The sequence below is a fragment of the Streptomyces sp. NPDC018693 genome (assembly GCF_044391385.1).
Classification (GTDB): domain Bacteria; phylum Actinomycetota; class Actinomycetes; order Streptomycetales; family Streptomycetaceae; genus Streptomyces.
The window spans coordinates 17503-27032 of sequence record NZ_JBIRZZ010000031.1 but is presented as its reverse complement, the minus strand read 5'-3'; the positions used below and the strand labels follow the sequence as shown (position 1 = coordinate 27032).

Below are 9530 nucleotides of genomic sequence, written 5' to 3'. Positions count from 1 at the left end.
ATCCTTTTCCGATCCGATTTCCTCGGTGCTTTCCGGGCTTCCGCTTTGTTTTCGCGGTTTCCCTTCCGGCGGTTCCGACTTTATCAGAAGTTCTGGGCCGGTCTGACCGGCGGCCATTCATTTCCGATTTATCGGGAGGGGGCTTCTACGGAATCGATGTGAATCGGTGTTCCGTGAGGCCGATGTAGATCCTAACCGATGCCGACCGGATGACATCCAGTTCCAGGCAACTGTTCAAATCTACCTCCCCGCGCGACCCGTGTCAACGGCTCTCGTGGGGCGAAGAGGAGAGTAGCAGCTCAGCAGGCGTGTCCGCACATCACGCGGCCGTCGGCACGGTGGCGCTGCGCTCGGCGGCCTCGACGTCACCCGTCTGGCCCGCGCGGGCCGCCCGGCCGCCGAGGACGTAGACGTAGGTCAGGAAGGTCAGCTCGGCGACGATGCCGATGGTGATGCGGGCCCAGGTGGGCAGGCCGGAGGGGGTGACGAAGCCTTCGATGGCGCCGGAGACGAAGAGGACCAGGGCAAGGCCGATCGCCATGCCCACCGCTGCGCGGCCTTCCTCGGCGAGGGCCGTGCGTCGGGTGCGCGGGCCCGGGTCGATGACCGTCCAGCCGAGGCGCAGGCCGGTGCCGGCGGCGACGAAGACTGCGGTCAGTTCGAGCAGGCCGTGGGGGAGGACGAGGCCGAGGAAGGTGTCGAGGCGGCCTGCCGACGACATGAGGCCGAATCCGATGCCGAGGTTGAGCATGTTCTGGAAGAGGATCCAGAGGACGGGCAGGCCCAAGAAGATGCCCAGGACCAGGCACATCGCGGCGGCCTGGGCGTTGTTCGTCCACACCTGGGCGGCGAAGGACGCCGCGGGGGGGCTGGAGTAGTACGTCTCGTACTGGCCTCCGGGACGGGTCAGCTCGCGTAGTTCGCTGGGGGTGGCGATGGTGGACTGCACTTCGGGGTGGGTGCCGATCCACCAGCCCAGGACGACGGCCACCGCGGTGGAAAGCAGGGCGGTGGGTACCCACCAGTGACGCGATCGGTAGACCGCGGCGGGGAAGCCGTGGGTGAGGAAGCGGGTGACGTCGCGCCATGAGGCGCGGCGGGTGCCGGTCACAGCGCTCCGCGCGCGTGCCACGAGTTGGCTGAGTCGGCTGGTGAGCTGTGGATCGGGCGCGCTGGACTGGATCAAAGAGAGGTGGGTCGCGGTGCGCTGGTAGAGGGCCACGAGTTCGTCTGCCTCGGCGCCGGTGAGGTGGCGCTGGCGGCGCAGCAGGGCGTCGAGGCGGTCCCACTCGGCTCGATGGGCGGAGACGAAGACATCGAGGTCCATCGGTGTGCCTGCTCCTCGGCTGTTCGTCGGGGCGTCGTGGCGGCCGGCCGCGTTTCAGCTTGTCGTACTGCGGCGCGATGTGTTGCTCAGCTTGGCAGACTGGCCGTTCGCAGGGCAGGTCAGGGGAAGGGACGGCGGACGTGAGTGAGCTGGTGACGGGTGAGGCGGTGGCGCTGGAGGTGCAGCCCGCCAGGCTGCCCAGCAGGGCGCTGGCCACATTGCTGGATCTGAGCGTGGCCGTGGCGGTCTACATCGTCGTGATGATCGGGTTGATGGTGGCCACGGCGTCCTTGGACGAGGCCGCGCAGATCGCACTGTCGATCGCCACGTTCCTGCTGGTGCTGGTGGGTGGGCCGATCGCCGTGGAGACGCTCAGTCATGGGCGTTCGCTGGGGAAGCTGGCGTGCGGGTTGCGGGTGGTGCGGGATGACGGCGGGCCGATCCGGTTCCGGCACGCGCTGGTGCGGGGTGCGATCGGGGCGGTCGAGATTCTGCTGACGGGCGGGGTGGTGGCGTGCATCGCCTCGCTGGTGTCGGCGCGTGGGCGGCGGCTCGGTGATGTGTTCGCCGGGACGCTGGTGGTGCGGGAGCGGGTGCCGGCCGCGCGGGCCGGCTTTGTGCCGCCGCCTCCGCCGTGGCTTGCGGGGCGTTTCTCCGGGCTGGATCTGTCGGCGGTGCCGGATGGTCTGTGGCTCGCCGTCCGCCAGTACCTCGGCCGGATGCAGCAGTTGGATCCGCAGGTCGGCTGGGCGATGGCGGAGCGTCTGGCGGGCGACCTCGCGGCGCGCACGGGGGCACCGGTGCCGCAGGGGGTGCCGCCGGCCATGTATCTGGCGGCCGTGGTGCAGGAACGGCAGGTGCGGGAGATGCGGCGGGCGTTCGGGAGTGGGCCGACGGCGGACGCGTACGGTCAGGTGGGGGGCAGTGTCCACGGTTCGCCGGTGGCTGGAAATGGCCCTACGGCGGGTGCCTATGGCCCCTCAGATCCCTCGGGTTTCTCTGTTCCCGCTGCACCCTCTGTTCCCGCTGCACCCTCTGCTCCCTCGGGTACGCCTGATTCTTCTTCTGGTGCGTCGGCTGGGCAGCAGTCCGCCGATCGGCCCCCGACGGGGTTTGTGCCGCCTGCTTGATCAGTCGAAGGTCGACGGCGGTGTTTCGAGGTCTTCCAGTTCGATGCCGGGGGCGGCGAGGACGACGTCGCCGGCGATGTGGACGGTGTGCTGTTCGCCGGTGTCCAGGGCTGTGACCTGGTATTCGTCCACGATCAGAGGGCCGTTGTCAGTGGCGTGTGCTTCTCTGTTCAGCAGGGCCCAGGACTGGTCCACGGTGCGCGGAGCGAGGACCGGGTCCGTGAAGGTCACCAGGCGTACGCGGGTCGCGGGAGCGGAAGGGGTGAGGCGCAGGAGACGGGTGGTGGCGATGAGGAACGCGGGGGATGTGCCGGCGAAGGCGTGGGCGCGCACGTTGCCTTCGGTGGCATGGATGCCGGTGGGGTCGGTGCGGACCCAGGTGACGCCGTCCAGGGCGGCACCGCGCACCTGCCAGCCGCCCGCGTGGAGTTCCAGGCGAAGGGGGCGGCCGAGCTCGTCGAGGGTGAGGTCGACGGAGCCGTGGTGATCACCGCTGGGGGTGGTCAGCTGCGCGACGTAGCGTCAGCCGGACGGGCCGGGGGCGCACTGGAAGTGTTCTTCCGCGAGGGGGGTGTGATCGTGTGGATCGTGGAGCGAATAACGGCCGCGGGGCATGGGAGTCCTGAGGTCTGACGGTCCGGCCGAAGGGCCGAAGGGGCAGGCCCCCGACACGGGGGTGCGGGGGCCTGCCTCTGAGGTTCTGCCGACTACTGGCCCGGCTGGTTACTGCGGGCTACGGGCTCAGTAGCGGTAGTGGTCCGGCTTGTAGGGGCCGTCGACCTCGACGCCGATGTACGCGGCCTGCTCGGGGCGGAGCTTGGTCAGCTTTACGCCGAGTGCGGCCAGGTGGAGGCGGGCGACCTTCTCGTCCAGGTGCTTGGGCAGCGTGTAGACGCCGGTCGGGTAGGCGTCGGGCTTGGTGAACAGCTCGATCTGGGCCAGGGTCTGGTCCGCGAAGGAGTTGGACATCACGAACGACGGGTGGCCGGTGGCGTTGCCCAGGTTCAGCAGGCGGCCCTCGGAGAGGACGATGATCACCTTGCCGTCGGGGAAGGTCCAGGTGTGGACCTGCGGCTTGACCTCGTCCTTGACGATGCCGGGGACCTTGGCGAGGCCGGCCATGTCGATCTCGTTGTCGAAGTGGCCGATGTTGCCGACGATCGCCTGGTGCTTCATCTTGGCCATGTCCGAGGCCATGATGATGTCCTTGTTGCCGGTCGTGGTGATGAAGATGTCGGCCTGGTCGATGACCTCGTCGAGGGTCGTGACCTGGTAGCCGTCCATGGCCGCCTGGAGGGCGCAGATCGGGTCGATCTCGGTGACGATGACGCGGGCGCCCTGTCCGCGCAGGGACTCCGCGCAGCCCTTGCCCACGTCGCCGTAGCCGCAGACGACGGCGGTCTTGCCGCCGATGAGGACGTCGGTGGCGCGGTTGATGCCGTCGATCAGGGAGTGGCGGCAGCCGTACTTGTTGTCGAACTTCGACTTGGTGACGGCGTCGTTGACGTTGATCGCCGGGAAGAGGAGGGCGCCGTCGCGCTGCATCTCGTACAGGCGGTGGACGCCGGTGGTGGTCTCCTCGGTGACGCCGCGGATCTCGGACGCCAGCTGGGTCCACTTCTGGGGGTTCTCGCCCAGGGTGCGGTGGAGCAGCTGGAGGATGACGCGGTGCTCGTCGGACTCGGCGGTCTCCACGGCGGGGACCTTGCCGTCCTTCTCGTACTCGACGCCCTTGTGGACGAGGAGGGTGGCGTCACCGCCGTCGTCGAGGATCATGTTCGGGCCGCCGGTGGGGCTGTCCGGCCAGGTCAGGGCCTGCTCGGTGCACCACCAGTACTCCTCCAGGGTCTCGCCCTTCCAGGCGAACACCGGGATGCCCTGCGGGTTGTCGGGGGTGCCGTTCGGGCCGACGGCGATGGCGGCGGCGGCGTGGTCCTGGGTGGAGAAGATGTTGCACGACGCCCAGCGGACCTGCGCGCCGAGGGCGGCCAGGGTCTCGATCAGGACGGCGGTCTGCACGGTCATGTGCAGGGAGCCGGTGATGCGGGCGCCCTGGAGGGGCTGCGCCTCGGCGTACTCCTTGCGGATCGCCATGAGGCCCGGCATCTCGTGCTCGGCGAGCGTGATCTCCTTGCGGCCGAACTCGGCGAGGGAGAGGTCTGCGACCTTGAAGTCCTGTCGGCTGTCGACAGTCGTCATTGCGAGCTGCTCCTCGGGATGGGGTCGAGGTCTGGGTAGGGCTGGTCTGCGCGGCGGCGGACACAGGGGTGCCCGAAGAGGACACAGGCATGCCCGCGTGCGCGCAGCGCAGTCCGTCGGAGGCCCTCTCTCCCTCGGCCGGCCCCGTGTCGTGACCGCCCGACCGCCATCAGCAGCGACGTCTGGCTCCGTTCCAAGCTACACCGCGCGGCGGTGCCGTCCCCAGTCCGCCTCCGAACAGATCACGCCGATCACACGGTGTGACGGATGGGGGTGGGGCTGTTCACGGGCAGCCGCTACGCTCTGCGCCCGCGGAAGGCCCGCATGGGGAGGAGTGCGATGGCAGGCAGGGGGCGCGGGCTGGGGAGGGCAGCCGTAGTGGTGGGCCTGTTGGGGGTACTGGTGGGGGTGGGCGGCTTCGCCTTCTTGCAGCATTCCTTCGGGGGTTCCGTCGTGGCGGGCGACAACATGACGCCCACGCATGCCCGGGGCGACCGGATCGTCTACGAGCGGATCGACGGGAGTGAGGTGCGGCGCGGGGACGTGGTGGTGCTCTCGGCGCCGGACCGGTACGGGTTCGACGAGCTGATCATCATGCGGGTCATCGGAGTGGGCGGCGACCGTGTGGCCTGCTGTGCGGGAACGGGGGCGGACGCGCGTGTCAGTGTCGACGGGGAGCCGCTCGACGAGCCGTATCTGGAGGGTGGGGAGGCCGACGGCGGGTTCGTCATGCCCCGGTACGACGTGACGGTTCCTGAGGGGCGGCTGTTCCTGCTGGGCGACCACCGGGCGCTCGCGCGGGACTCGCGGGCGTTCGTCGACGATCAGGGCGGGACGCTGCCCGCTTCCGTGATCCGGGGGCGGGTGATCGACGACTACTCCGTCCCTGTGTTCCTCGGGGCGGCGATGATCCTCGGGGTGGTGTGCGTACTGACCGCCGTGGGTCTGGGGATCGCCGCCGTCGTCGTACGCCGGGAGGCGCGGGTGGGGCCGCCTGCGCCGCCGTGGGTGGTGCGGGTCTGACAGGGATGTGGCCGTGGTGGACGGCGAAGGGGCTCGCCGGGAATGGCGGGCCCCTTTCGTCGGGTGGGCGGTGGGTGTCAGGGGTGGGCCGGGCCGCCCGGGGTTGCGTCCGGGTCGGCGCCCTTGGCGGCCTCGGTCTCGCTGTAGATGTCGGGTTCGAGGTAGATGACCCGGGCGATCGGGACGGCGTCGCGGATACGGGACTCCGCGGCGTTGATGGCGGAGGCGACCTGGGCGGCGGTGTCCTCGTGCTGGACGGCGATCTTGGCGGCGACCAGGAGCTCGTCGGGGCCGAGGTGGAGTGTGCGCATGTGGATGATGCGGGTGACCGTGTCGCCGTCGACGACGGCGGCCTCGATCTTCCTGACCTCTTCGACGCCCGCGGCCTCGCCGAGCAGCAGGGACTTGGTCTCGACGGCCAGGACGAGCGCGATGAGGACGAGCAGGACGCCGATGCAGAGGGTGCCGATGCCGTCCCAGACGCCGTCGCCGGTGACGAGGGCGAGGCTGACGCCGCCGAGGGCGAGGATCAGGCCGACGAGCGCGCCGAGGTCCTCCAGGAGCACGACGGGCAGCTCGGGCGCCTTGGCGTGGCGGACGAACTCCTTCCAGGACTGCTTGCCCCGCAGGACGTTGGACTCCTTGATGGCCGTGCGGAAGGAGAAGGTCTCGGCGATGATCGCGAAGACGAGGACGCCGACCGGCCAGTACCAGTGGTCCAGTTCGTGCGGGTGCTTGATCTTCTCGTAGCCCTCGTAGATGGCGAACATGCCGCCGACGGAGAAGAGGACGATGGAGACGAGGAAGGCGTAGATGTAGCGCTCGCGGCCGTACCCGAAGGGGTGTTGCGGGGTGGCCTCACGCTGGGCCTTCTTGCCGCCGACGAGGAGAAGGGCCTGGTTGCCGGAGTCGGCGAGCGAGTGCACGCCCTCGGCGAGCATCGACGACGAGCCGCTGAAGGCGAACGCCACGAACTTCGATGCCGCGATCGCGAGGTTGGCGGCGAGTGCCGCCACGATCGCCTTGGTGCCGCCTGACGCGCTCATGTGCCCGCGTTGTCCTTTCGCTTGTCCTCGCTGGTCCGCTGTCGGTGGGTCATTGTTGCAGTCCGCCGGGGCGGCGGAGTGTCAGTCGTCCACAGGAGCGGTCATACGATCACAGTGGCGCGGAACAGGGTGCCGGTCCCGGACGCCTGGACCTGCTCGGCGGCGGGGACGAACACCGAGGCGCCGGGGGTGAGTTCGTGCTCGCCGACGCGGAGTGTGCCCGCCGTGCAGAGCAGGATCTGCGGGGTGGGGCGGGTGAGGTCGTGGGCGGCGGTGCCCGCGGGGAGCACGTACCGGGAGAGGCGGAACTCGTCGATGGGGGTTTCGTAGACCTCCTCGCCGTCCGGGGCGGCCTCGGGGCGCAGTACGCCGGGGTCGCCGGGCTCGAAGCGGACGATGCGCAGGAGTTCGGGGACGTCGACGTGCTTGGGGGTGAGGCCGCAGCGCAGCACGTTGTCGGAGTTGGCCATGATCTCGACGCCGAGGCCGTTCAGATACGCGTGCGGGATGCCGGCGCCGAGGAAGAGGGCCTCGCCGGGCTGCAGGCGGACGTGGTTGAGGAGCATCGCGGCAATGACGCCGGGGTCGCCGGGGTAGTGGTGGGCGATGCCGGCGTAGGGGGCGTGGTCGCCGCCGAGGCGGTGGCAGGCGGCCGCGGCGGCGGCGACCGTGTGGGCCATCTCCGCGCGGTCGGCGGTCAGTACGGCGGTGAGGACCTCGCGCAGGGCCGCGTCCTCGGGGTGGGCGCGCAGCACGTCGACGTACGGCTTGAGGGAGTCGACGCCGAGGGCTTCGAGCAGGTCGGCCGCGCGCGCGGGGTCACGGAAGCCGCACAGGCCGTCGAACTCGGTGAGGGCGCAGATGAGTTCCGGCTTGTGGTTGGCGTCCTTGTAGTTGCGGTGGCCGGCGTCCACGGGGATGCCGCGGCGCTCCTCGTCGTCGTACCCCTCCTTCGCCTGCGTGAGGTTCGGGTGGACCTGGAGAGAGAGCGGGGCGCCGGCGGCGAGGAGTTTGAGGAGGAAGGGCAGGCGGGGGCCGAACCTGGTGACGGCTTCGGGGCCGAGTTCCTGTTCGGGGGCAGCCTGGATGACCTCGTCGAGGGTGCCGCGGGGGGTGCGCGAGGGGGCGCCGGGGTGGGCGCCCATCCACATCTCCGCCTGCGGTTCGCCGGTCGGTTCGACGCCGAGCAACTGGGGGATCGCGGTGGGCGAACCCCAGGCGTAGGGGCGGATGGTGTTGTCGAGGCGGTCCATGCGGTTCTTTCTGCCTGCTCTCTCTGTGTACGGCGCGTGCGACGCCCGGGGGCTTACATCAGGCTCCCGAGGCGAGCGCCAGGTAAACGGCGGCGAAATCCGTGATGGCGATCAGTTCGGCGAGGGTCACGAGTTCGTCGCCGGGTTCGGGTTCGAGTTCGCTGATCGGCGTGTCGTGGCTGAGGGCCAGGTCGCGGGCGGCAGGGGCGGCGGTGAGGCCGCCGATGGGGCGGTCGCGCAGCAGCACCACGCGCGCGTGCAGGGCGGGTGGTTCCTCGACGCGGTCGCGGAAGAAGTCCTCCGGGTCGGCGCTGGCGGCGAGCGGGCCGGCCAGGAGGGCGCTGTGTTCGGCGAGCGCCTCGGGGAGTTCCGCGACGAGCGTGGGGCGGCCGGCGAGTTCGGCGAGCGCGGCGGCGAAGCGGCGGCCGGCGGGGCCCGCGGAGACGCCTTCGGTCCATACGACGGGCAGGGCGTCGGCGAGTTCGGCGGCGAGGGTCTTGGCGGGGTTGTTGTAGGTGGCGATGGCGGGGCCGCAGCGCTCGGCGACGTGGTCGAGGCGGTCGGCGACCTTCTCCAGCGCCTCGGCCGGGGCGGGGATCAGGGCGATGCGGTCAAGGAGGGCCAGCAGCGGCGTGAGCAGCGCCCAGAGCACGCCGGGGGCGGAGGCGGCCTGGGGTACTTCGTCCGGCTCGTAGGGCGCGGTCGCCATCGGGACGAACAGGCCGTGTGCGACGCCGGACGACTCGGTGAGCGGGGAGCGGGCGGGCGCCACGGCCACGACGGTGCAGCCGCGTCGGTACGCCTGCTCGGCGAGGAGGGAGAGGCCGGGTTCGCTGCCGTCGGGGGTGGTGATGAGGAGCAGGTCGACGGAGCCGGCCCAGCCGGGGAGTTCCCAGCGCAGGGCGCCGGCGGCCGGGGCGACGCCGGTGGGGGCCAGGCGGGTGACCGGGCAGGCGGCGCCGGCGAGGGTGCGCAGGAGGTCGGCGACGCAGGTGGCGGCGGCGCCGGGGCCCGCGATCATGATGGCGCGGGGGCGGCCGTCCGGCTTGAGCTCGTGGATGCCGGCCTCGGCGGCGTGCCGGGCGGCGGTACGGACCCGGGCGCCGGCCTCGGCCGCACCGCGCAGGAGGGCGCGACGGTCGGCCTCGGCGAGCGCCTCCGGCGTGTCGAGCAGCGATTCGTCGAGCATGGCGTCAGTCTCCGATCGCCGGGTGGTCGAAGGGAAGGTGGGGCCTTGAGGGGGCGCCAGGCGGTGGGCGGTCGGGCCGCCGGTGGGGGCCTGCGGGGCCGCTGGTGTTGGGGACGGCAGCGGCTCGGGGCGGTGGGGCTGGGCGTGGGGTGGGTGCGCAGCCCGGCGCGACGGGGTGCCGCTGCGCCCACCCGTGCCGCCCCAGCGGCACGACTGCCCGCAGCTGCGGCAGCCGGAGCTATGGCTGCCGTGGTAACCAGCCGCTGTCGGGTGAGGGGCGTATCACGCGGCGGGGTTGTTCGGGACCGGGGTGCCTGGTCGCTCGTCGGCGGGGGCGCGGTGGGGCCGGCCGGGTGGGCGGGG

7 protein-coding genes and 1 pseudogene are annotated in these 9530 nt (G+C 71.1%); 2 read left to right on the top strand and 6 right to left on the bottom strand.

Features of this window, described 5'->3' with window-relative positions; genetic code table 11:
• Positions 1-319 precede the first annotated feature (319 nt).
• A complete protein-coding gene (locus tag ACH5AC_RS37805; RefSeq protein WP_398866905.1) occupies positions 320-1327 on the bottom strand; it encodes a stage II sporulation protein M in 1008 nt (335 codons plus the stop codon).
• A gap of 140 nt (positions 1328-1467) precedes the next feature.
• Between ACH5AC_RS37805 and ACH5AC_RS37800 the strand changes: the two genes are divergently transcribed.
• Positions 1468-2457 carry an RDD family protein gene (locus tag ACH5AC_RS37800; protein WP_398866904.1) on the top strand — a complete coding sequence of 330 codons (990 nt, stop codon included), beginning with the start codon at positions 1468-1470 and terminating at the stop codon, positions 2455-2457.
• Here ACH5AC_RS37800 and ACH5AC_RS37795 read toward each other — a convergent pair.
• Positions 2458-3072, bottom strand: a pseudogene (locus tag ACH5AC_RS37795) (hypothetical protein).
• 126 nt (positions 3073-3198) lie between these two features.
• Positions 3199-4656, bottom strand: a complete 1458-nt coding sequence (ahcY, locus tag ACH5AC_RS37790) for an adenosylhomocysteinase (RefSeq protein WP_398866903.1) — start codon at positions 4654-4656, stop codon at positions 3199-3201.
• A 339-nt stretch (positions 4657-4995) separates the two neighbouring features.
• Here ahcY and lepB point away from each other — a divergent pair, with 339 nt between their 5' ends.
• Positions 4996-5679, top strand: a complete 684-nt coding sequence (lepB, locus tag ACH5AC_RS37785; RefSeq protein ID WP_398866902.1) for a signal peptidase I — start codon at positions 4996-4998, stop codon at positions 5677-5679.
• 77 nt (positions 5680-5756) lie between these two features.
• Here lepB and ACH5AC_RS37780 read toward each other — a convergent pair whose 3' ends face one another.
• From ACH5AC_RS37780 to ACH5AC_RS37770, 3 genes are all read right to left on the bottom strand, one after another.
• The gene (locus ACH5AC_RS37780) at positions 5757-6725 is read right to left on the bottom strand and encodes a cation diffusion facilitator family transporter (RefSeq protein ID WP_398866901.1); all 969 of its coding nucleotides are present in this window, start codon (positions 6723-6725) and stop codon (positions 5757-5759) included.
• A 101-nt stretch (positions 6726-6826) separates the two neighbouring features.
• A complete protein-coding gene (manA, locus tag ACH5AC_RS37775) occupies positions 6827-7978 on the bottom strand; it encodes a mannose-6-phosphate isomerase, class I (RefSeq protein WP_398866900.1) in 1152 nt (383 codons plus the stop codon).
• Positions 7979-8036: 58 nt separating this feature from the next.
• A complete protein-coding gene (locus tag ACH5AC_RS37770; protein ID WP_398866899.1) occupies positions 8037-9167 on the bottom strand; it encodes an SIS domain-containing protein in 1131 nt (376 codons plus the stop codon).
• Positions 9168-9530 lie beyond the last annotated feature (363 nt).

What these genes read in the sequence shown, in the direction of transcription:
- ACH5AC_RS37780 (WP_398866901.1), bottom strand. Translation starts at nt 6,725, where the DNA reads ATGAGCGCGTCAGGCGGCACCAAGGCGATCGTGGCGGCACTCGCCGCC.
- ACH5AC_RS37770 (WP_398866899.1), bottom strand. Translation starts at nt 9,167, where the DNA reads ATGCTCGACGAATCGCTGCTCGACACGCCGGAGGCGCTCGCCGAGGCC.
- ACH5AC_RS37805 (WP_398866905.1), bottom strand. Translation starts at nt 1,327, where the DNA reads ATGGACCTCGATGTCTTCGTCTCCGCCCATCGAGCCGAGTGGGACCGC.
- ahcY (WP_398866903.1), bottom strand. Translation starts at nt 4,656, where the DNA reads ATGACGACTGTCGACAGCCGACAGGACTTCAAGGTCGCAGACCTCTCC.
- lepB (WP_398866902.1), top strand. Translation starts at nt 4,996, where the DNA reads ATGGCAGGCAGGGGGCGCGGGCTGGGGAGGGCAGCCGTAGTGGTGGGC.
- manA (WP_398866900.1), bottom strand. Translation starts at nt 7,978, where the DNA reads ATGGACCGCCTCGACAACACCATCCGCCCCTACGCCTGGGGTTCGCCC.